This window comes from Candidatus Pelagibacter sp. HIMB1709, from assembly GCF_052047635.1.
Classification (GTDB): domain Bacteria; phylum Pseudomonadota; class Alphaproteobacteria; order Pelagibacterales; family Pelagibacteraceae; genus Pelagibacter.
In genome coordinates this window covers 626086-647571 of the sequence record NZ_JBNAJW010000001.1, presented here as the reverse complement: position 1 = coordinate 647571, position 21486 = coordinate 626086, and the positions used below count along the sequence as shown (strand labels likewise).

Annotated in this window: 20 protein-coding genes; 17 read left to right on the top strand and 3 right to left on the bottom strand. The window is 30.9% G+C overall.

All coding sequences use genetic code 11. The features are described 5' to 3' along the window. Nucleotides 1–18: 18 nt before the first annotated feature. The 7 genes from ACTTAR_RS03575 to ACTTAR_RS03545 all read left to right on the top strand — a co-directional run bounded on the left by ACTTAR_RS03575 (nucleotide 19) and on the right by ACTTAR_RS03545 (nucleotide 8416). Complete coding sequence (locus ACTTAR_RS03575) at nucleotides 19–1464, top strand: DUF1800 family protein (RefSeq protein WP_440697734.1); 1446 nt, start codon at nucleotides 19–21, stop codon at nucleotides 1462–1464. Next, nucleotides 1461–2633 carry a DUF1501 domain-containing protein gene (locus ACTTAR_RS03570; RefSeq protein WP_440697733.1) on the top strand — a complete coding sequence of 391 codons (1173 nt, stop codon included), beginning with the start codon at nucleotides 1461–1463 and terminating at the stop codon, nucleotides 2631–2633. Before ACTTAR_RS03575 ends, ACTTAR_RS03570 begins: the two co-directional genes overlap by 4 nt. Next, a complete protein-coding gene (locus ACTTAR_RS03565) occupies nucleotides 2633–4066 on the top strand; it encodes a DUF1800 family protein (RefSeq protein ID WP_440697732.1) in 1434 nt (477 codons plus the stop codon). Before ACTTAR_RS03570 ends, ACTTAR_RS03565 begins: the two co-directional genes overlap by 1 nt. Then, nucleotides 4063–5211, top strand: a complete 1149-nt coding sequence (locus tag ACTTAR_RS03560; protein ID WP_440697731.1) for a DUF1501 domain-containing protein — start codon at nucleotides 4063–4065, stop codon at nucleotides 5209–5211. Before ACTTAR_RS03565 ends, ACTTAR_RS03560 begins: the two co-directional genes overlap by 4 nt. A gap of 127 nt (nucleotides 5212–5338) precedes the next feature. Beyond that, nucleotides 5339–6523 carry an alginate lyase family protein gene (locus tag ACTTAR_RS03555; RefSeq protein ID WP_440697730.1) on the top strand — a complete coding sequence of 395 codons (1185 nt, stop codon included), beginning with the start codon at nucleotides 5339–5341 and terminating at the stop codon, nucleotides 6521–6523. 16 nt (nucleotides 6524–6539) lie between these two features. Further along, nucleotides 6540–7409 (top strand): phytanoyl-CoA dioxygenase family protein, encoded by an 870-nt coding sequence (locus tag ACTTAR_RS03550; protein ID WP_440697729.1) that lies wholly within the window; start codon nucleotides 6540–6542, stop codon nucleotides 7407–7409. After that, complete coding sequence (locus ACTTAR_RS03545; protein ID WP_440697728.1) at nucleotides 7406–8416, top strand: hypothetical protein; 1011 nt, start codon at nucleotides 7406–7408, stop codon at nucleotides 8414–8416. Before ACTTAR_RS03550 ends, ACTTAR_RS03545 begins: the two co-directional genes overlap by 4 nt. Here ACTTAR_RS03545 and ACTTAR_RS03540 read toward each other — a convergent pair. Both ACTTAR_RS03540 and ACTTAR_RS03535 read right to left on the bottom strand, forming a co-directional pair. Beyond that, nucleotides 8413–9690 carry a Y-family DNA polymerase gene (locus ACTTAR_RS03540; protein ID WP_440697727.1) on the bottom strand — a complete coding sequence of 426 codons (1278 nt, stop codon included), beginning with the start codon at nucleotides 9688–9690 and terminating at the stop codon, nucleotides 8413–8415. The genes ACTTAR_RS03545 and ACTTAR_RS03540 overlap by 4 nt on opposite strands. Beyond that, complete coding sequence (locus tag ACTTAR_RS03535; RefSeq protein WP_075506508.1) at nucleotides 9668–10063, bottom strand: LexA family protein; 396 nt, start codon at nucleotides 10061–10063, stop codon at nucleotides 9668–9670. Before ACTTAR_RS03535 ends, ACTTAR_RS03540 begins: the two co-directional genes overlap by 23 nt. A gap of 159 nt (nucleotides 10064–10222) precedes the next feature. Between ACTTAR_RS03535 and ACTTAR_RS03530 the strand changes: the two genes are divergently transcribed. From ACTTAR_RS03530 to alaS, 6 genes are all read left to right on the top strand, one after another. Beyond that, on the top strand, nucleotides 10223–10606 hold the full coding sequence (locus tag ACTTAR_RS03530) for a VOC family protein (RefSeq protein WP_440697726.1): 384 nt from the start codon (nucleotides 10223–10225) through the stop codon (nucleotides 10604–10606). A gap of 13 nt (nucleotides 10607–10619) precedes the next feature. Continuing rightward, nucleotides 10620–10985: a GFA family protein gene (locus ACTTAR_RS03525; RefSeq protein ID WP_440697725.1), complete on the top strand. Its 366-nt coding sequence runs from the start codon at nucleotides 10620–10622 to the stop codon at nucleotides 10983–10985. Continuing rightward, a complete protein-coding gene (locus ACTTAR_RS03520; protein ID WP_440697724.1) occupies nucleotides 10951–11919 on the top strand; it encodes a uridine kinase in 969 nt (322 codons plus the stop codon). Before ACTTAR_RS03525 ends, ACTTAR_RS03520 begins: the two co-directional genes overlap by 35 nt. After that, nucleotides 11916–13214, top strand: a complete 1299-nt coding sequence (locus tag ACTTAR_RS03515; RefSeq protein ID WP_440697723.1) for a TolC family protein — start codon at nucleotides 11916–11918, stop codon at nucleotides 13212–13214. The genes ACTTAR_RS03520 and ACTTAR_RS03515 overlap by 4 nt, the downstream gene beginning before the upstream one ends. A gap of 106 nt (nucleotides 13215–13320) precedes the next feature. After that, entirely contained in the window at nucleotides 13321–14475 is a 1155-nt protein-coding gene (gene recA, locus ACTTAR_RS03510) for a recombinase RecA (RefSeq protein WP_440697722.1), read from the top strand. Nucleotides 14476–14569: 94 nt separating this feature from the next. Continuing rightward, nucleotides 14570–17236: an alanine--tRNA ligase gene (gene alaS, locus ACTTAR_RS03505; protein ID WP_440697721.1), complete on the top strand. Its 2667-nt coding sequence runs from the start codon at nucleotides 14570–14572 to the stop codon at nucleotides 17234–17236. On the opposite strand, the gene ACTTAR_RS03500 is transcribed toward alaS, so the two are convergent. Beyond that, the gene (locus ACTTAR_RS03500) at nucleotides 17228–18442 is read right to left on the bottom strand and encodes an NADP-dependent isocitrate dehydrogenase (protein ID WP_440697720.1); all 1215 of its coding nucleotides are present in this window, start codon (nucleotides 18440–18442) and stop codon (nucleotides 17228–17230) included. The two genes, alaS and ACTTAR_RS03500, sit on opposite strands and share 9 nt — an antisense overlap. 75 nt (nucleotides 18443–18517) lie before the next feature. Here ACTTAR_RS03500 and ACTTAR_RS03495 point away from each other — a divergent pair, with 75 nt between their 5' ends. From ACTTAR_RS03495 to ACTTAR_RS03480, 4 genes are read left to right on the top strand one after another with little or no spacing between them, the layout of a single operon-like run. Beyond that, a complete protein-coding gene (locus ACTTAR_RS03495) occupies nucleotides 18518–19165 on the top strand; it encodes a phosphatidylserine decarboxylase (RefSeq protein ID WP_440697719.1) in 648 nt (215 codons plus the stop codon). A gap of 2 nt (nucleotides 19166–19167) precedes the next feature. Next, nucleotides 19168–19974, top strand: coding sequence for a CDP-diacylglycerol--serine O-phosphatidyltransferase (pssA, locus tag ACTTAR_RS03490; protein ID WP_440697718.1), 807 nt, complete (start codon nucleotides 19168–19170; stop codon nucleotides 19972–19974). Further along, nucleotides 19974–20876: a glycosyltransferase gene (locus ACTTAR_RS03485; RefSeq protein ID WP_440697717.1), complete on the top strand. Its 903-nt coding sequence runs from the start codon at nucleotides 19974–19976 to the stop codon at nucleotides 20874–20876. The genes pssA and ACTTAR_RS03485 overlap by 1 nt, the downstream gene beginning before the upstream one ends. Further along, nucleotides 20873–21484, top strand: coding sequence for an RlmE family RNA methyltransferase (locus ACTTAR_RS03480; protein WP_440697716.1), 612 nt, complete (start codon nucleotides 20873–20875; stop codon nucleotides 21482–21484). The genes ACTTAR_RS03485 and ACTTAR_RS03480 overlap by 4 nt, the downstream gene beginning before the upstream one ends. The last annotated feature ends 2 nt before the right edge of the window (nucleotides 21485–21486 follow it).

Genomic DNA, 21486 nt, shown 5'->3' with positions numbered 1-21486 from the left:
ATAAAGTATTTTGTATACATGAAAAATTTTTTTAGAAAAGTTGCATTTGGTTTAAAACCAGATGAGAAAGAGCCATCAGATCCACTCGTTTGGGCTCAAAAACAAGTTGAAACAATCCCTGAATTTAGCTGGAAAGGAAAGCATATCTATTCTGAAAAAGAAATGAGAAAGTATTGGATTAAAATGAGAATAGGCGAGGATAGAAAATTAAGAAAAAAATTTAAAAATGATCCTCAAGGTTTTGAAAGAGCTAGAAGACAACTTTTTAATGATGTTGGAATGGATTATTGGCCAGCTAACGAATTATGTATTAGGCACTCTGAGGCATTAAGAGGAACTAATCCAGTTCTTGCTAAGCTTTGGTATTTTTGGACAAATCATTTTACAATTAGCGACACACAAAGTTTGGCACATTTTTCTAATGGACCTTATCAAAGAGATTTCATAAGAGCTAACATGGATAAAAATTTTGAAACCATGGCAACAGAAGCAACTATAGCTTGGCCAATGATCATGCATTTAGATAATAAAGACAATATTGGTCCTAAGTCAGAAAGTGGAAGGGAAGAATGGAGAAGAAGAGAAAAAAAACCTGCAACAATTAATGAAAATCATGCAAGAGAATTAATGGAGCTTCATACAATTTCTCCAAAAGCAGGTTATTCACAAGAAGATGTAATTGAGCTTGCAAAAATAATGACCGGTTGGCGACCTAAGTGGAGTCAAACTAAAGATAATGGAGCCGATATAAGATTTGACCGTAAAAGACATGAGCCTGGTAAAAAAAATGTTTTGGGTAAAGAATATAAATCTGGAAAAAAAGGTTTGCTTATTGCAATAAAAGATTTGGTAAATCATCCTTCATGTAGAGAATTTATAGCTACAAAACTTTGCAGATATTTAATTACAGATGAACCTACACCAGAAATGATTGCACCAGTTATAAAAGCTTGGGAACAATCAGATGGATTTTTGCCTGAAGTTCATAAAGCTGCAATAAAAGTTGCATTTGAATATAACGATAAATATAGAAAATTTCAAAATCCTGAAAATTGGTGGCTAACCACCATTAATATGTCAGGATCCACTTACTCATATCCAACTAAAGAAAAATTAATTGACAATCATCCATTAGGTATGAAACCATTTGGGGCAATTAGCTGGCAGCGTTGGTTTTTAGAAGATTTAGGATGTCATCCTTATAGACAAAAACAACCTAATGGATACTCAGATTTAGAAAAAGACTGGATGTCTACTGAAATGATTATTAGAAGATTAATGTATGCCAAAACTGCATTTCATAAATATAATGTTGATGATCAAATAAGCGATGATATTCATGAAAAAATAATTAGTAATAATTTTGATAATCCAGAAGAAATATTAAAAATTGTGTCTAAAGCTAAAACAAATGAGGAAAAACATATTATATTATTTAATTTACCGGAGGTATTAAAAGCATGAAAATATCAAGAAGAGATTTTTTAAAAGGAACTGCAACTTCTTTATTTTTAGCTGGATTTAATTTTCCAGTTTTAGCCTCTACTTCTAGAAAGAAAAATTTAGTTGTTATAATGTTACGAGGAGGAATGGATGGTCTTACAGCTGTTCCAGTTATCGGAGATAAAAATTTTGAAAAAAGAAGAAAAAAAATTTTAATAGAAAATCCTATAAAACTTAATTCAGATTTTGCATTACATCCACGATTAGATGGTTTTCACGATTGTTGGAAAGAAAATACAGGATCTATTATTCACGCTACAAGCATACCTTATACAGCTCGATCACATTTTGAAGGTCAAAATTTAATGGAGTCTGGAGGAAGAGTTCCATATCAAGAAAAAACAGGATGGCTTGGAAGAGGAATGAAACTTGCTAATTTAAAAGGAGACGGTTTGGCTTTGTCTTTACCTATGCCACTCTTACTAAGAGGTGTTCCTAAAAATGATAACTTTTATCCAGCTGATGGAAGATTGCCTAGAGAAGAAACTCTTGAACTTCTAAGATCAATTTATGCTGATAGATCTGAAGAAGAATTATTAGATATGATGAATTTTATAAAAGTTCGTAAAAATGAACAAACGATGGGTGTTGGTGGAAGTTTTGGTTCTAATGTAAGAAAAAATAGAAATCTTGCAGTTCAAGCAGGAAAGTATTTATCAAAACCTAATGGTCCAAGAGTTGCAGTATTTGAAGTAAATGGTTTTGACACTCATGCTGCCCAAGGTGGAGTAAATGGAACTCATACAAAATGTCTTGAAGAAATGGATTCTATTATTCGATATTTGAAAGCTTATCTTGAGGACTCTTACAAAGATACAGTAATTTTAACAGTTACGGAATTTGGAAGAACTATAGCTCAAAATGGAGGAAATGGTACAGAACATGGATATGGTACAGCTTTGTTTATGGCTGGTGGATTGTTAAAGAAAAGCCAAGTTTATTCTGATTGGCCTGGGTTAAAGAGAAAAGAGCTTTATCAAGGAAGAGATTTAAATGCTACTATTGATGCAAGATCAGTTTATGCATCTGCTATGTCTGCAGTATTTGATCTTGATTTTAACCGAATTGAAAAAGAAGTTTTCTTTGGAGATAAATTGCAAAACTTGTCTGATAAGCTTTTTAAAGTTTAATGAAAAATTTTTTTAGAAAAGTTGCTTTTGGAATAGGACCCAATGAAGAAGTTCCTTCAGACCCGCTTAATTGGGCTCTAAAACAACTAGATGATGTCCCAGACTTAGCATGGAAAGGTAGAATTCATTCTGAAAAAGAAATGAGAGAAAAATATTCACGTGAATGGCGTGTTGAGGAGATGAAACTCAGAAAAAAATTTAAGGATAACAAAAATCTTTATAAAGCTAATAAAAATTTACTAAGATATAAAACTGGCCAAAGATTTTGGGAGTCACTTGAAATAAGTATTAGACATACAGAGGCATTACAAAGTCAATCCCCAGTGCTTGCAAAATTATGGTTTTTTTGGGCAAATCATTTTGCAATTGTTGATAAAGATTTTTTACCAAACTATCATACTGGACCTTACCAAAGAGAAAGCATCAGGTTGAACTTAAATCAATCTTTTGAAAAGTTGGTTTATGATGCAACTACATCATGGGCAATGATAAGAAATTTAGATAATAGTGACAATGAAGGTCCTAAAAGTAAAGATGCAAAATCAGAGTGGAGAAGAAAAAAAAAGAGACCAGCAACAATTAATGAAAATCATGCAAGAGAATTATTAGAACTTCATACTGTTTCACCAGCAGCTGGTTATACTCAAGAAGATATAACTCAATTAGCTTACATCATGACTGGCTGGAGACTTGGTTGGAGTAAATCTACTGATGATACTAAAAAAGTTGAATTTGAAAGAGAAGTTCATCAACCCGGAAAAAAAACTGTATTTGGCAAAACTTATAAAAGTGGAAAAAAAGGATTAGCGGCAGTAATCAAAGATTTGGTTCATCATCCAAACTGTAGAGATTTTATTGCTACAAAATTATGTAGACATTTAATCACTGATGAACCTACTGAGGAAATGAAAAAACCAATCATCAAAGCTTTTAAAGACTCTGGTGGTTTTTTACCTGAAGTTCATAAAGCGGCAATCAAAGTTGCTTTTGAATATAATGATCAATACAAAAAATTTCAAAATCCAGAAAATTGGTTTATTCAAATGTCTAAATTGTCAGATTTTAAATGGCCACCATCACCAAAAGTCATGGATTTATATGAATTAGGTAGTAAACCTCTAGGCACATATAGACAGCCAGAGTGGAAACTTAATGATTTAGGACACAATCCTTATAGAGCAGCACAACCAAATGGATTTTCTGATTTAGCAATTGATTGGATCTCTCCAGAACTTTTAATTAGGAGATTAGTATATGCAAAAGATACTTATGAGTTAACAAAATCAGAAAACAATAATTTAGAGTTTTATGAAAAAATAGTTAACAAAAATTTTGATAACCCTGAAAAAATATTAAAATACCTTGAAAAAACTAATAAACTTTATGAAAAACAAATATTGTTATTTAACCATCCGGAGTTTTTAAGAGCATGAAAATAAATAGAAGAGATTTTTTAAAAACTACAGCAATGACATCTTTGTATTTTGCTGGGTTCGGACTACCATCCTTTGCTAGTCAAAATAAGAAAAATTTGGTTGTCATTATGCTACAAGGTGGAATGGATGGGCTTTGTGCTGTTCCTGTAAAAGATGATAAAAATTTTCAAAAATTAAGAAGTAAAATAAATTTAGATAAAACTTTAGCATTAACTTCTGATTTTGATTTACATCCAGCATTAGAAAATTTTAAATCTTTATGGGATCAAAATAATGCATCAGTGTTTCATGCAACCAGTATACCTTATAAGGAGAGATCTCACTTTGAAGGCCAAAACTTAATGATGACTGGTGGAAGAGTTCCATATAAGGACAAAACAGGTTGGCTTGGAAGAGGGATGAAGCTTGCAGGCTTAACTGGAAATGGTTTAGCACTTTCACTTCCAATGCCATTACTAATAAGAGGTGTCCCACTCAATGACAATTATTATCCAATTAGATCCTCTTTACCTAATAAAGGAATTTTAAATATTATTGAGGGAGAGTTTGAGCAATATTCAGAGAGTGATTTGAGCGCAACATTATCTATGGTTAGAAAAAGAAAGTTTAATTCTTACACTGGAAATAATAATAGTTCTTTAGCAAGAGAGGCAGGTAAGCAACTTTCTGATCCTAATGGACCTAGAGTTGCAGTTTTTCAAGTTGAAGAGTTTGATACACATGCTGCTCAAGGAGGAGTTCATGGAACTCACGCAGATTGTTTAAGAGAGTATGATCAAATATTAAGAGGCTTAAAAGCATCTATGGGATCTGCTTTTAAAGATACTTTAATATTAACATTAACTGAATTTGGAAGAACTATTAAGCAAAATGGTGGAAATGGAACAGAACATGGATACGGAACTGCAGTTTTAATGGCAGGAGGTTTAATTAAAAAATCAGAAGTTCATGCAGATTGGCCAGGTTTAAAGAAAAAAGAATTATTCCAGGGTAGAGATCTAAATGCAACAGTAGATGCAAGATCCATATATGCTTCGGCAATGTCCACTGTCTTTGATCTAGATTTCAAACGTATACAAAAAGATGTCTTCTGGGATGATAAATTAGACAACTTATCCGATAAGCTTTTTAAAACAGTTTGATAGAGCTTCATAAAAGATACATAAATTGGTGGAAAAAAAAACTTAATCTTTCAGATTATGCAATTATTTGGATTTCTTTTATTAAAGGTTTAATATTAGGCTTATTAATTTATCATTTTTTAATTTTATGATAAAAAAAATATTAATAATTATTTTATTTTTTGCATTTTTTTCAACAAATGTATTTGCAAATTTTAAAGACATTAAAAAAAAGGCAGAAGTAAAAAATTCAGTTATAATTTTTCCTATCAAAGATGAAAGTAATTATAAATCTTGCTCAAAAAGAGCTTTAAGAAATCCAAAATATCATAAAATTGAACCTTTGTTTAAGGTAGGTGCTCCAAAAAACTATGGATTAGATGATAGATACAATGAAGTTAGGGGAATTTTTGAAAAATTTAGCATGCCATGTGGTTCAGGAAATGTGGAAGCTTGTGAAAAAGTAAAAGAGGTCCTTCTCAATTGGTCAAAACAAGGTGCAATTAAATCTTTGAAGGGACCCTCTAGAATGAATGACACATTAAGTATAAATCTTCATATCAATAATCCTTTTATTGCAGCTTATTCTTTTGCAAAACAAGTCATAAGTTTTACTGAAGAAGAAGATGAAATAATAAAAAATTGGTTCAAAAAAACAGTAAAAAAAACTGGTAATCTTATGTACAATAAAAAAGTAGGTGAAGGTAAAGCTAAAGGCAAACCTAGTAGTGCACATAATCATGCTTTAACGTCTGCAATTTCTTATATGGAACTCGGAATTATCTTAAATGATCACAAAATATTTAGAAGAGCTTTTAAAAACTTTGAAGCTGCAATGAAATCTCAAAGAAAAGATGGAAGTTTGCCAATTGAAGTTAGAAGAGGTGGTAGAGCAATGTTTTATCAAGGAAGGGCAATGAATGCTCTTGCGGTAATTGCAATCATAGCTGAAAACCAAGGTTATAATATTTGGGATGTAGACTTTAAGGGAAAAAATTATCATAACCTTGTTAAGTTTTTCTTAGATTTTGCTGAAAATAATGAAATTGTATTTAAGTATGCAAAAGAGATGCACGCACCAGGACCTGCAACGGATTACAAGAGACAAGATTTAGTAATTAATAACGCTAATAATTGGGGATGGCTATATGCTTATGCATCACGATATCCAGATCACGAAAATATAAAGAGAATAGAAGAATGGTCTAAAAATATTTCTTCTTTGAATACCTATCAAAAAGGATTTATTTCAAATTATCAGAATATTGGCCATATGCCATTTGGAGATGCATCTTGGACTGTTGTTCAAGCCAACTGCCATTTTTTAAAATAATTATGAAAAAAATATTATGCACTTAACAGAAGAACAACTAAATAAATTTGACCAAGAAGGTTATCTTTTTTTTCCAAACTTATTTTCTAAAGAAGAAGTTGGTTACCTAAATTCAGCTGTTCCAGATCTATATAAAATTAGAGCTGAGTATAATTTTAGAGAAAAAGGAACTGATGTAGTAAGAACAAATTTTGCAGCTCATATGTATAGTGAGCCTTTTGCAAAACTTGCAAGACATCCTCGAATGATCCAACCTGTCGAAGATCTTTTAAAAGAAAAACTTTATATGCATCAATTTAAAATTAATGGAAAAATGGCTTTTGAAGGAGATGTTTGGCAATGGCATCAGGATTATGGAACATGGTTTAACGATGATTTAATGCCAACCTCAAGAGCAATGAATGTTGCTATATTTTTAAATGATGTCACAGAATTTAATGGACCTTTGATCTTTATTCCTGGTAGCCACAAAAAAGGTGTTATTGATGCTGGTCACGATACATCAACAACTAGTTATCCTTTGTGGACTATCAATAATGAAATCATAACTAAGTTAGTAGACCGAGCTGGTGGTTTAAATGGAGGAATAGTAAGCCCTAAAGGACCTGCAGGATCTATGATCTTATTTCATAGTTGTTTAGTACATGCATCTAGTAACAATCTATCTCCATTTAATAGAATAAGTGTTTATTTAAGTTTATGTGCTGTAAGTAATCATATTAGAAGATACAAAAGAAAAGAATACATTGCTCATAGAGATTTCACGCCAATTGAATGTTTACCTGACGATTGTTTAATTAATGATTATAATGTTGATCTTCCTTGGAAAGATGGAATACCACAATCTGCTTATGAAACATCTATGAAAGAAATATCGAATAAATGAAAAAAATTTTAATAATAATTTTATTATTTTTAAATTTTCATAATTTTTCTTTAGCAGAGTCTAGGTTTGGTGAATTAACAGAAATGCGTGATGAAAAGATGAGAGGTAAAGATGGTCAATGGGTTAGACCTCATCCTGGTCCATTTATTTGGAATCATATTGAAAGCGAAAAAGGAAATTTCTTTTGGGTGGATGCAGATCAATATGTTATCTATGCACAAGAACATAATCAAACAATTTTAGCAACGATTTGGCCTCATGCAAACTGGGATCAAAAATCTTGCAAAAGAAAAAAAGCTAAAAGTCCTTTTGGTAAACGTTTTACAAAATATTTAAGTAAACCTTGCTCGATGGATGATTATAAAAATTTTCTTACAAAATTAGTTGATCGTTATGATGGTGATGGTTCAAATGATATGCCTGGATTAACTAAACCTATTAAATATTGGGATGTGATGAATGAACCAGAATTTAAAATGTTCTTTAAAGGAAGTAAGGAAGATTTTATTGAAATCTTTAACTTTTCATCAAAAGTAATAAAAGAAAAACAACCAGATGCAGTAATTGTTATGGCTGGAGCCGCAGGTATGTTTCGTGAAAATAAAAAATACTGGAAATCAGTTTTACCAGAAATCAAAGATCATTTTGATATAGCAAATATCCATCACATAAGTGGTCCAGATGGACAGTGCGATAAAGAACTTTGGGTAGATGAATTTGCAGAACTATTAAAAAGTGTGGATGTTGATAAACCTATTTGGTTAACAGAAGCAATGACTTGTGGTCCTCCCGTAAAAGCTTGGGTAAATGCGTTTTTAAATGGAGCAGAAATAATCATTGATGTGGGTGTAAATGCTCCAGGTGCAAAAATGAGTAAGAAAAGTCGAAAAAAATTAAATGAGTTTATTGCTGAATATGATGGTTTTACATTGATTAAGTCTCTTTCAAAAGATCAAGTAGAGTTCTCTTATAGTGACGGATCTAAAAAGACTCTTAATTTAAATTAAGCTCTAATCGTTGGTAAACAAAAGAAATCAGCTGTATCGATTTTAGAAGAATACTGCCTTCTCATATTCCACTTTTTATGAACGCCTGCACTTGCAACACTTAAAGTAGATCTTCCATATCGATGATTAGTATTATCTATTGATCGCATTAAGCTATTTATCTTTTCATCTTTTTCAGAAGTAAATAAATTTGTTTTATCACTGGCATTGGATAAACCTGTAAGCATTACACCTGCTTTTTGATAACGGTAACCATTTTTGAAAATACTTTCTAATATTGAAACTGCAGTTTTAACTGTTTCAATACTGTTGTTTGTTGCAATAGGAAAATCAACTGTCTTTGAATTTGAATAATAACCAAAGTTTCTTTGAAAAGGACTTGTTCTCACAAATACTGTGATTGCTTTTGCAACCAAAGACTCTGATCTAATTTTTTCAGAAGCATTTAAGCAATAGTTTGCAACCGCTTCTTTTAATTCTTGAAAAGTTTCAATTCTTTTTCCAAATGATCTTGAAACAACACAGCTCTTTCTTTTTGTTGTGGTTGTTTCTAAGTCAATACAAGGAATTCCTCTAAGTTCCATTGCAGTTCTTGAGCTTAAAACATTGGAACTTTTTTTTATCCATGTGTTAGATTTATTTTTAAGTTGTTTAGCATTATAAATTCCATGCTTTTGATAAAATTTAGTAAGTTGTCTTCCAACTCCCCAGATATCATTGATTTCAACTTTTTCTAAAATAGGATCTAGATTATCTATTCCAATTAAACTTGTCACCCCAGATTGTTTTTTCTTTGCAATATGATTTGCAACTTTACTTAATGTTTTTGTTTTTGCGATCCCAATACTTGTTGGAATTCCAGTCCATTGCAAAACAGTTTCTCTAATTTCTTTTCCAACTTTTTCTACATCCTGATCTTTAAAGTTCGATAAATCCAAAAACGCCTCATCAATTGAATAAACTTCTATTTCAGAATTAAATCTTTTAAGAGTTCGCATTACTCTCCTAGATAAATCTCCATATAAAGAATAGTTTGATGAAAAAACTTCAACTTTGTTTTTAAGAATAATATCTTTTGCTTTGAAATAAGGTTCACCCATTTTAATTCCTAAAGCTTTTGCTTCATTAGATCTTGAGATTATACAGCCATCATTATTAGATAAAACGACAACAGGTTTTTTTCTTATTTTAGGATTGAATAATCTTTCACAAGAAACATAAAAAGAATTACAGTCAACGAGTGCTATTTTTTTAGTATACTGAGTGGATGACATAAGTAACTACTCCCCAAATAAAAACATCTTGTTCTTCGTTAATTAAAATTCTGTCAGAAAATTCTTTAGAGCCAGAGGTTAAAAACTTTTTATCTCTTTCTTGAACTAAAGTTTTAACCACAAGCTCATCATGAACATTTGCAATCACGGTTGAAAAGTTTTTTGGTTTTAAACTTTTATCAACGACCAATAAATCTCCATCGTTAATCCCAACATCGACCATTGATTTACCTTGAACTCTGATGATGAAAGTTGCTGGAACATTTCTTATTAAATGCATGTTCAGATCGATATCTTCTTCGATATAATCTGTTGCAGGAGAAGGAAAACCAGCACCTGCTTTATGTAGATAATATGGGATTGTTAGTTTCATGTTCTTGTTTTGTTCTAATTTATAGACCATTTATGGAATACACTCAAGAGGTTGTATTTTGAGTCTGTAACTGAATCAAAAGTGAATCAAAACGTGAACATCCAATCCACATATTGTGGACTTGTGGATAACTTCAACCAGAGATAGTTTAATTGGACTATGAATATTTTAGATTTTGTGATGGTGGGTTCTAATGATCATGAAAAATCAGGTGATTTTTATGATGCAGTGCTTGAGCCTTTAAAATTAAAGAGAGTTTTGAAAACAGAAAAATACCTTGGTTACGCTCATTCAAGTGATTTAGAAAAAGTTCAATTTTATGTAACGCATCCTGTAAACGGTGAGCCAGCAACATTTGGCAATGGAACACAAATAACTTTATTAGCGGATACAAAAGATGCAGTAGAAAAATTTTATGAAGTTGCAATTTCAAAAGGAGCAACTGATGAAGGAGCACCAGGAGTTAGGAAAGATGGAAATTATTATGCATATATTCGTGACTTAGAAGGGAATAAGATTGCAGCAAAAAGTATTTTAACATAAATTAGGGAGATATATGAAATTAAGTTGTCATTGCGGATCTGTTGAAGCTGAAATTAATTCTACAGTGAATGAATTAGCAAAAATAGTCAGATGTAATTGTTCTATTTGCAAAAGAAAAAATGCAACTATGGGAATGGTTAAAAATGAAGATTTTAAAGTTACTAAGGGAGAGGATAAATTAAAACTTTATCAATATCATACTAAAGTCGCCAATCACTATTTTTGCACTGAGTGTGGAATTTATACTCATCACAACCCAAGAAGTAATCCTGCAATGACAGGATTTAATTTAGGCTGTGTTGATGAAGTAAAAGTTGAAGAGTTAAAAGATGTAGCTCAATTTGATGGTCTCAACCATCCTATGGATCAAGAAAAATAAAAGTTCAATGCAATCTACTGCTGAGTGTCTTAAAAAAGTTAAAAGTGATTGTCTAAAATTTATTAAATCACAAGAAACCTCAACTGAAAAATTTAGCAATAAAGATAAGATGTTAAAATCTTTTTTAATACCAGTATGTTTTTGGATTGCAGAAAAAGCAGATAAGAAAAAACCTTATTTTGTAGGTCTAGCTGGTGGACAAGGAACTGGCAAAACAACAATAAGTTCAATTTTAAAAATTGTATTAGAAAAATATTTTAAATTGAATGTTTTTAAAGTTTCAATTGATGACTTTTATAAAACGAGAAGAGAAAGATATAATTTATCAAAAACAATTCATCCATTATTAATGACGAGAGGAGTTCCTGGAACTCATGATATTAATATGATGTTAGATTTTTTTAAAAAATCTAAAAGCAAGAATTTTAAAAAAATTAAAATACCTAATTTTAATAAAGCTATAGACGATCGATTTCCTAAAAAAAATTGGTACAATATTAATCAAAGACCTGATGTGATTATATTTGAAGGTTGGTGCGTAGGAGCAAAAGCAGAGGCTGATAAAACTTTAAAAAAACCAATTAATTCTCTCGAAAAAGCAAATGATCAAAAGCTCATATGGAGAAAATATGTAAATCAGAACCTCAAAACCAAATATAAAAAATTATACTCACAGTTAAATTGTTTAATTTACTTAAAAGCTAAAAACTTCAGTTTGCTCCAAAAATGGAGATTAAAACAAGAGCAAAAACTATGGCTAAAAACTAAGAATAAATCTAGGCACAAAATAATGAGCAAAGGAGATGTGATTAATTTTATGCAAACCTATCAAAGAATTACGCAGAACATGTTTAAATTTACTCCAAAATATTCTACAATCTTAATGAATTTAAATAGCAATCATCAAATTAAGACAATAAAATATAATCAATGAAAAAAATTTTATTAATAGCTGTTTGTGTAGGTCTTTTTCCTTTAAGTGTTTTTTCAGCTACATTGAAGGATGCACTAAAACAAACTTTCGAAAATAATTTAGAGCTTCAAGCAGAAAGAAAGAATTTAGAAATTCAAAGAGAAGTAATCAACATATCTAAAAGTGATTTATTTCCAACATTAACTTTAACTGGTAAGAAAAACTTTGAGCAAACAAATGAAATTACTACTCAAGCAGGTGTTGATACATCCATAACTGATGTTGATACGGCATCAGCTTCTATAAAGCTTGAACAAACTTTGTTAGATGGTAGCGGAAGAAGAACTGAGTATGAGAAAAGTAAATTAGGTCTAGATTTAACTGAAGCAAAACTTGTACTAAAAGAACAAGAAATATTTTTAAGGGCAATTGAAGCGTATACAGGATTAATTTTAGCTTATGAAAAATTAAGTATTAATGAAGAAAATGTAAATTTGCTTCAAAGACAATTTGAATTAGATAATGCAAGATTAAGCAGAGGACAAATTACAGCTTCTGACTTAGCTCAATCTCAATCTTCTCTTGCAGGTGCTCAAGCAAGATATATTGAAGCTCAAAATAATATTGTCACTAGTAAATTAAATTATGAAAATATTATTGGAGTAATTTCTGCTGATGAAAAATTACAAAAAATTTATAGTACTAAACTAACAATGCCTTCAAGTTTAGATGAAGCTAAGAAAATATCTTTACAAAAAAGTCCTGAGCTTACAATTGCTGAAATAGAATATGGACAATCAGAGCTTGATGTAAAAATTGCAAGATCTGATCTTTCACCAACTGCAAAAATTTCATTGGAAAGAACTTATACAGAAGATTTGAGTTCAACATATGATGAAAGAGAAAAAGATGTTTTGCAAGCAACAGTTTCTTGGCCTTTTCAATTTGGAGGAAAAGATAGATCAACAGTTAGTAAAAATTTACAAGCAAAAGGAATGAAGAAGTTATTACTGGAAAATGCGCAAAGAAATAATACTCAATCAGTAACTTCAGCATGGTCAACGTTACAATCTTCACGAAGTTTTTTACAAGCAGTCCAATCTCAAGTTAAAGCTGCAGAAATTGCAACTGAGGGAATTAGTTTTGAGTATGAAAGTGGCTCTGGAAGATCCACTTTTGATGTTCTTCAATCAAGATCCAGTTTAATCAATGCAAAGATTAATTTAGCCGAAGCTGAAAGAGGTTACTTATTATCTCAATATAGAGTTTTAAAATCAGTAGGCTTACTAAATAGCGATTACTTAAACCTTAATTAATTAAAGCTTTTTTACTTATTTTAATAAATATATTGCCAATGAGAACAAAATGTGTACATTTAAATCATGATTCGACTGTTAAAAAACGCAAAAAAAGAGGCAAAAAATGACGAAAAGTAACCTAAAAGTAGTTAAATCTACTAAAGATCAAGAAATGGATGTTAAAGAAAAAAATAAAGCATTAGATGCTGCAATAGCACAAATTACAGATAACTTTGGAAAAGGCTCTGTAATGAAGCTAGGTGAAAAGAGAGCAATGGATATCGAGTCTGTTTCTACAGGTTCTTTAAGTCTTGATTTAGCTTTAGGTATAGGTGGATTGCCAAAAGGAAGAATTATTGAAGTTTACGGACCAGAGTCATCTGGAAAAACAACATTAGCATTACAAGTTGTTGCTGAAGCTCAAAAAGCTGGTGGAATTTGTGCATTCGTAGATGCAGAACATGCTTTAGATCCAGTTTATGCAAAAAAATTAGGTGTAAATACTGAAGAACTTTTAATCTCACAACCAGATACTGGTGAACAAGCATTAGAAATCGCTGATACACTAGTAAAATCAGGCTCTATTTCTGTTATTGTTATCGACTCTGTTGCTGCTTTAACGCCAAAAGCTGAAATCGAAGGCGAGATGGGAGATCATCATGTTGGTCTTCAATCAAGATTAATGAGTCAGGCATTAAGAAAATTAACAGGTTCAATTTCAAACACAAATACAATGATGATTTTCATTAACCAAATTAGAATGAAAATTGGAGTAATGTTTGGAAGTCCAGAAACTACATCAGGTGGAAATGCACTTAAATTTTATTCATCAGTAAGAATGGATATTAGAAGAATAGGCGCTATCAAAGATAAAGATGAAATTATTGGTAACTCTACAAGAGTAAAAGTAGTTAAAAATAAAGTAGCGCCACCATTTAAAGTAGTTGAATTTGATTTGATGTATGGAAGAGGAATTAGCAAGATGGGAGAACTAGTCGATCTTGGTTCTAAAGCAGATATAATTGAAAAATCAGGTGCATGGTATGCTTACAAAGGTGAGAAGATTGGTCAAGGTAGAGAAAATGCTAAGACCTATCTGGCTCAAAATCCTAAAGTTGCTGCAGAAATTGAAATGGCAATTAGAGAAAAAGCTGGTGTGATTTCTAAAAAAATAGAAGGAAACCCAATAGATCCTGAAAAATTAGAAAAAGAAAAGAAAGTAGCTGAAAAAGAAGAAGAAGCAAAAGCTGAAGCTACTCCTTCATCTAAAAAGAATTAATAGGTCATCTTTATTAATAAAAGGCGCTTAATTTAAGCGCCTTTTTTCCCTTACTGTATCTAGACATAGAATAAAAAAGCTGTATTTTAAAAATATGGCAGACAAATCTTTAAATGAAATACGAAATACTTTCTTAAAGTATTTTGAAGGTAATGATCATAAAATTGTGGAGTCTAGTAATTTGGTTCCAAATAATGATCCAACTTTGATGTTTGCAAATTCTGGGATGGTTCAATTTAAGAATGTATTTACTGGATTAGAAAAACGAGATTATGTAAGAGCTACAACTTCACAAAAATGTGTAAGAGCCGGAGGTAAACATAATGATTTAGAAAATGTTGGTTACACTCCTCGTCACCATACTTTCTTTGAAATGTTAGGAAACTTTTCATTTGGTGATTACTTTAAAGAGCAAGCAATTCATTATGCTTGGAATTTAATAACAAAAGACTTTGGAATAGATAAAAACAGACTATATGTAACAGTATTTCATGAAGATGATGAAGCCTTCAATTTTTGGAAGAAAATAGCAGGTTTTAGTGATGATAGAATAATAAAAATAGCAACCTCAGATAATTTTTGGTCAATGGGTGAGACAGGGCCATGCGGACCTTGTTCTGAAATCTTTTTTGATCACGGTGATCATTTATTTGGGGGTTTGCCCGGAACAAAAGATGAGGATGGAGATAGGTTTATTGAAATTTGGAACTTAGTTTTCATGCAGTTTGAGCAAGTTACAAAAGATAAGAGAATAAATCTTCCAAAACCTTCCGTTGATACCGGTATGGGTCTGGAGCGAATAGCTGCTTTATTACAAGGCACACATGATAATTATGAAACTGATCATTTTAAAAAAATTATTAATGCTGCCTCTGAAATTGTAAAAGTAAAATCAGATAAAACAAATCTTTCAAGTTTTAGAGTAATAGCAGATCACTTGCGAGCTAGTTCATTTTTAATTGCTGAAGGAGTTCTACCTTCGAATGAGGGAAGAGGATATGTTCTTAGAAGAATTATGAGAAGAGGGATGAGACATTCTCATTTACTTGGATCTAAAGAACCAGTTTTTTATAATTTATTTGATACTCTTAAAGATGAAATGTCTGGAAATTATCCAGAGTTAATTAGAGCAGAATCTTTAATTAAAGAAACTTTAAAAATGGAAGAAGAGAAATTTTTGGTTCTTCTTGATAGAGGAATAAAAATTTTAAATGATGAAATATCCAAAATAGATAAAGTGTTGCCTGGTGAAGTTGCATTTAAATTATATGACACTTATGGTTTTCCTTTAGATCTTACAGAAGATATTCTAAAAAATAAATCAATGTCAATTGATACTGAAAAGTTTCAATCATTGATGAAAGAAAGTAGAGAACTTGCCAAGAAAAATTGGAAAGGTTCTGGGGATGCTGCTGTAGAAGATGTTTGGTTTGGAATTAAAGACAAATTAGAAGCAACAGAATTTTTAGGTTACGAAACTAATCAAGCAGAAGGTGTTGTCTTGTCTTTACTTAAAGACAACAAAGAAGTTGATCAACTAAATGAAAATGATGAAGGTATGATTATTGTTAATCAAACACCTTTTTATGGAGAATCTGGGGGACAGGTAGGAGATACTGGTGAAATTGTATCAAATGATTTTAAATTTGAGGTAACTGACGTTCAAAAAAAATTAGGTGATTTATTTGTTCATTATGGAAAAGTAGTAAGTGGATCTGTAAAATTACAAGATAGTGTTGAATTAAAAATTAATGTAGAGAGAAGAGACAATACTAGAGCTTATCACTCAGCAACTCATCTTCTACATGAATCATTAAGAAGAGTGCTTGGTGATCATGTAACCCAAAAAGGCTCTTTAGTTGAACCAAGTAGATTGAGATTTGATTTTAGTCACATGAAGCCTATTCAGAATGAGGAGATTGATAAAATAGAAGAGTTTGTTAACAGCATGGTTTCAAAGAAATCTGAGGTAAAAACAAGATTAATGACACCTGGTGAAGCTGTAGAAAATGGGGCTTTAGCTTTATTTGGTGAAAAATATGGAGATGAAGTGAGAGTTTTATCGATGGGAGATGAGGACGGTAAATATTTCTCAACAGAATTATGTGGAGGAACGCACGTTAAAAATACTGGTGACATCGGTAAATTTAAAATTATCAGCCAGTCATCTATTGCAGCAGGAGTTAGAAGAATTGAGGCTTTAAGAGATAAGCAATTAGAGGATTATTTAAAAAATAAAGAAAAGTTATCAAATATTTCTGCAGAAAAAGATGAGGAAACTATTAAAGATCTAAGTCAGCAAATTATTAATTTAGGTGGAAAACCAACTCTAGATCAATCTGAACAAAAAACTTTAATAAAAAACTTAACTAAACAATTAGAAACTTTATCAGTTAATTTAATTTTACAAGATACCTCAAAAAACATTATCAAAGATGAAGAGATCAATGGAGTTAAGTTAAGACTTCAAAAAATTGATGGTCTTCCACCAAAAGAATTAAGAAAACTTGTCGATAAAGGAAAAAAAGAATTAAATGAAGGTATTGTGGTCGTCTTTGCTAGTAAGGATGACAAAGTTGGAATTGCCGTAGGTGTCACAGATAGTATGATTAGTAAATATGATGCAGTTAAATTTGTTAAAGTTGGATCTGAAATTATTGGTGGTAAAGGTGGTGGAGGAAGAAAAGACTTTGCCCAAGCTGGAGGACAAGATCAATCTAAAATTGAAGAAGCTTTTGAAAAAATTAAAAGTTTAGTTTAATTTTTTTTTCAAATTACCATCAATTTCGTCTAAAAACTGATTAGTAGTTAAAAACTTACTGTTTGGACCAACTAGGATTGCCAAATCTTTTGTCATAGAACCATTTTCAACACATTCAATGCACACAGCTTCTAAAGTTTGAGCAAAATTAATTAATTCTTGGTTGTTATCTAATTTTCCTCTATGCGCTAATCCTCTAGTCCAAGCAAAGATTGATGCAATAGGGTTAGTTGAAGTTTCTTTTCCTTTTTGATGCATTCTATAATGTCGAGTTACTGTTCCATGAGCAGCCTCTGCCTCCATTACTTTTCCATCAGGAGTTAACAGTGTACTTGTCATTAAACCTAATGATCCATAACCTTGAGCCATAGTGTCTGATTGAACATCTCCATCATAATTTTTACATGCCCAAATGTATTTTCCACTCCACTTCATTGCACATGCAACCATGTCATCAATTAATCTGTGCTCGTAAGTTAAATTATGTTTTTCGAATTCTTGCTTATATTCCTTATCAAAAACTTCTTGGAAAATGTCTTTAAATCTACCATCGTATTGTTTTAAAATTGTATTTTTTGTCGACATGTACACTGGCCATTTTTTAATAAGGCCATAGCTAAAACAAGATCTTGCAAAGTCTTCTATAGATTTATCTAAATTATACATTGATAATGCTACTCCTGGACCTGTGAAATTAAACACTTCATATTTGATTTCATCTTTTCCATCCTCTGAAGTCCATTTAACTTCCATTTTTCCTTTTCCAGGTACTTTAAAATCAGTTGCTCTATACTGATCACCAAAAGCATGTCTTCCAATGATGACAGGATCAGTCCAAGAAGGAACTAGTTTTGGTATATTTTTACAAATAATTGGTTCTCTAAATACTGTGCCTCCAATAATATTTCTGATTGTACCATTTGGAGATCTCCACATTTTTTTTAGATCAAATTCTTCTACTCTTGCTTCATCAGGAGTAATTGTTGCACATTTTATTCCTACACCAATTTTTTTAATTGCATTTGCAGAGTCTATCGTGATTTGATCATCAGTATTATCTCTGCTTTTCATTCCTAAATCGTAGTATTCAATACCTAGATCTAGATATGGAAGAATTAGTTTGTTTTTAATAAACTCCCATATAATACGAGTCATTTCATCACCATCAAGCTCGACTACTTGATTATTTACCTTGATTTTACTCATTAAAAAAAAATATCTTATTAATTGAATTTGAAGTTTTTATATACATATTAATCAAAAATTAGCAAATAGAAGATTATGTTTAGCAAGATATTTCCAAAAATTCATACCGAAGGGTACAAGTTTATAGTTATAGCTGCATTCATAACTATAATTTTTTTAATCATTAATAATTTTTTAGGATTAATTGGATTATTGTTAACTGTTTGGGTTTATTATTTTTTTAGAGATCCTGAGAGAACAGTCATTGGTGATGATAATTATCTTGTAAGCCCTGCAGATGGTGAAGTTATCAAAGTTGAAGAGGTTGAGGGGCCAAAAGAATTAAATTTAGAAAATAAAAAATTTAAAAAGATTAGCATTTTTATGAATGTTTTTGATTGTCATGTAAACAGAACACCTTGTTCAGGGAAGGTTGAGGACATTTTGTATAAACCAGGAAAATTTTTAAACGCGTCTTTAGATAAAGCAAGTGAAGATAATGAAAGAAATTATTACAAATTAAAAGATAATCATGGGAATGACATTGTAATAGTTCAAATAGCAGGTCTGGTTGCAAGAAGAATTGTATGTGAGACAAATAAAGATCAAACACTTAATCAAGGCGATAGAATTGGTATGATTAGGTTTGGAAGTCGAGCTGATGTTTACTATGAAAATTACGAGCCATTAGTGAAAATTGGTCAAACAGCAATATCAGGGGAGACTCTTCTAGCTAAAAGATAGTTATGCAACCACCAAAAAACAATTTTAAAATTGTACCAGAAAAAAAATCTGCAAGAGTAATACTTCCTAATATGCTTACACTAATAGGAGTATGTATAGGGTTAACCTCAATTAGATTTGCTTTAGATGGAAGATATGAATTTGCTATTATAGCTATAATTATTGCAGCTGTTATTGATGGTTTGGATGGAAGAATTGCAAGATTAATTAAAGGAACTTCAAAAGTTGGAAAAGAACTCGATTCATTAACTGATATGATAAGTTTTGGAGTTGCTCCAGCATTTATAATGTATTTTTGGAAATTGAATGAACTAGGGAGACTAGGTTGGTTAATATGTTTAATTTATGTCATTTGTGTAGCACTTAGATTAGCACGTTTTAACGTAAACACAGGACAAGAGCCATCGTGGAGAGATAATTTTTTTGAAGGTGTTCCTTCTCCTGCAGGAGGAGTTCTTGTTTTGACGCCACTGATTTTTAGCATGACAAGTTTTGAAATAATTCAGATTAATTATAATATTATTGTGCCTATATTTTTTATTATAACTTCCTTACTTTTGATAAGTAAATTTCCGAGTTATTCATTTAAAAAAATAGTTATTCAAAGAAGTACGACTATTTTTTTATTATTTGGAATTGTTTTATTTTTTGGATTACTTTTGATCTATCCATTTAATGTAATTTCTATCAGTGCAATTATTTACTTAGGAGTTCTTCCTATAAGTTTTTTTCATTATCAAAAATTAAAAAAACAGTATGAGGATCATAATTTTAAAAATGAACAAGATGATCTCGAAGATATCTTGTAATGAAAGAAAATGTAATAATCTCCCTAGCTGACTCAAACTATTTTGAATTGTTAGATGAATTGGTAGAATCCATAAAAATCTTTAAAGAGAGTGAAAAAACAGCAATTTGTATTTTAGATGCTGGATTAACTGAGGATCAAAAGAGAATCCTATCAAAAAAGGTCGATGAAATTAAATCTGCTGAATGGGATATTGAAGTTCCTGATTTTAAAATTAAAGGAAAAGAATGGCTAAAAAGTCAAGTCTCTAGAGCTTTTCTCCCAAAGTATTTTCCAAATTATAAAAAATATTTATGGATCGATGCAGACGCTTGGGTAAATTCATGGGAAGCTATTGAACTTTATTTTAAAGGTTGTGAAAATAAAAAACTATCAATATCAACAACAGCCGATAGAGCTTACGGAAGAGTGTTGAGAGCGGAATGGTTTTTTGGAAGTTTTGCTAGAATAAAATCTCAAAACTACAAACATGCAAAGTCCTCTGGATTTTCAGAAAAAATTGCAAGAAAAGTTGCTTTAAAACCACACTTAAATATTGGAGCATTTGCGTTAGAGGCCGAAGCTCCTCATTGGAATATTTGGCAAAAAAATTTAAAAACTGCTCTTAAATCAGGTAAAATTTGGGGATCAGAACAAATAGCCATGAATATTACAATCTATAACGATGAGCTTGATGTTGAAATTTTACCAGCTTATTGTAATTGGACATTAATTGAGGCATTAAAATTTGATAAAAATAAAAATACTTTAGTGGAACCTTATCTTCCAAATCATCAAATAGGAATAGTTCACTTTGCTGGAAAAAATAACGATCAAATAAGGAATAATAAAAATTTTATTTCCAAAGTTAAAACTGTTGATGGAGATGAAATTGAGATGAAGTTAAGATTTAATAAAAATTGAAAAAAAATAAAATTTCTAAAAATTGGGTAAATAAACAACGTAGAGATATCTATGTTAGGCAATCAAAGGTTGATGGATACAGGGCAAGATCAGCTTATAAGCTAATGGAAATAGATGAAAAATTTAAAATTTTTAAGGGAGGTTTGTCTGTAGTTGATATCGGAGCAGCACCTGGGAGTTGGTCTCAATACGCTATTAAGACTGCTAAAAGTGGAAAATTAATATCTATAGATCTTAAAAAAATGGAACCAATTGGAAATAGTGTTCAAATTCAAGGAGATTTTACTGAAGCAAATGTACAAGATGAAGTCACAAAAAGTCTGAATGGCAAAGCAGATGTGATTATGTCGGACATGGCTATTGATACAACTGGTATTAAAAATATAGACTCAATTCAAACAGGCGAACTTTGTAAAGAAGCAATGGTTTTTGCTAAAGATTTGTTGAATGAAAATGGTTATTTTATTTCTAAAATCTTTATGGGTGGAACTTTCAACGAAATAGTCGCAGAAGGTAAAAAATATTTTAAAGAAGTTAAGGTTTTTAAACCTAAATCGAGTAGAAAAGATTCTAAAGAAAGTTTTATAATCTGTAAAAAACTTAGATAGAG